The sequence below is a fragment of the Oleiphilus sp. HI0061 genome, from assembly GCF_001635675.1.
The window spans coordinates 1-1,119 of record NZ_LWFE01000496.1 but is presented as its reverse complement, the minus strand read 5'-3'; the positions used below and the strand labels follow the sequence as shown (position 1 = coordinate 1,119).

Annotated in this window: 1 protein-coding gene; it reads left to right on the top strand. The window is 45.4% G+C overall.

The window, feature by feature from the left end; genetic code table 11:
* The first annotated feature begins 73 nt into the window (after window positions 1-73).
* Complete coding sequence (locus A3735_RS06605) at window positions 74-1,036, top strand: NAD(P)-dependent oxidoreductase (RefSeq protein WP_068516034.1); 963 nt, start codon at window positions 74-76, stop codon at window positions 1,034-1,036.
* Window positions 1,037-1,119 lie beyond the last annotated feature (83 nt).

The window sequence follows — 1,119 nt, the reverse complement described above, 5'->3', positions numbered from 1 at the left end:
AAGCTAGTTAATTTCTATATTGATTCGATTGTCAGAAACGTATTGAAACAACAAAAATAATAGGCAGGCCGCAATGAAGAAAGTATTTATTACCGGCGCAAAAGGTTTTATCGCACAAAGTCTGGCGCGTTGCCTAAATAAAAAAGGTATCGAGACCTGTGGGATTGATCTAAGTGCCAATCAGGAACAAAACATCATACAAGCTGATTTATTTGAGCCAGAGAGATGGCGAGACATGCTAGCTGGTTGTGACACCCTCATTCACACGGCTGCAGTGGTCTCTAATGCTGCAACAGAAGAGGAAACCTGGCGCGTTAATGTGTTGGGTACGCAGACTGTATTAGATGAAGCGGCAAAGTGTGATAACAAAAAGCGCTTTCTGCACTTTTCCTCCGTTGCCGCGTTGGGCTTAAGTCACACCGGAGCAATGGATGAAAATACTGCCTTGAGGGCTTGCGGTCAGAAATATTCAGACTCCAAACTGGCTAGTGAACATTTGGTTCTGAACTACAACAATGCAGGAAAAGTGGATGCCACCATTATCCGCCCTGCAGATGTTTACGGTCCGGGCTCCCGACCCTGGACCGTGACGCCAATTGACATGATGAAGCAAAAGAAATTCATCGCCCCGAAAGAAGGTATGTTCGGCCCAGTGTATATTGATGACTTGGTTGAGGGCTGTTATTTGGCACTGAACTCAGACAAGGCAATCGGACAGATTTATATCCTATCAGGCATGGGGCAGGTGAGTAATCAGGAGTATTTTTCTTTTTTAGCCAAAATGTTAGGTTTGGACTCGGCAAGAACACTTTCCAAACAGCTGCTTTATCCTATCGCTTTTGCCGCGGAGCGAATGGCTCATCTTTTCGGTAAACGTACAGAATTAAATCCTTCTACCGTTGCGATGCTATCGAGGCCTAGTGCTAAATATATCCATGATAAGGCCAGTGCAGAGCTAGGGTATCAGCCTAAAGTTAGCCTTGAAGAAGGTATGGCTAGGAGTGAGCAATGGCTGCGTGAGCAGGGAGTGATATAAAACTACCTCATCATGTAGACAGAAAGTCCCAACCCTCGCTGAGGCGACTGATTACTATGAGCTTTAGAGTCTGACTCGCTCAA

Bases quoted from the DNA above. Each gene is read 5' to 3' on its own strand.
- A3735_RS06605 (WP_068516034.1), top strand. From the start codon at position 74: ATGAAGAAAGTATTTATTACCGGCGCAAAAGGTTTTATCGCACAAAGT.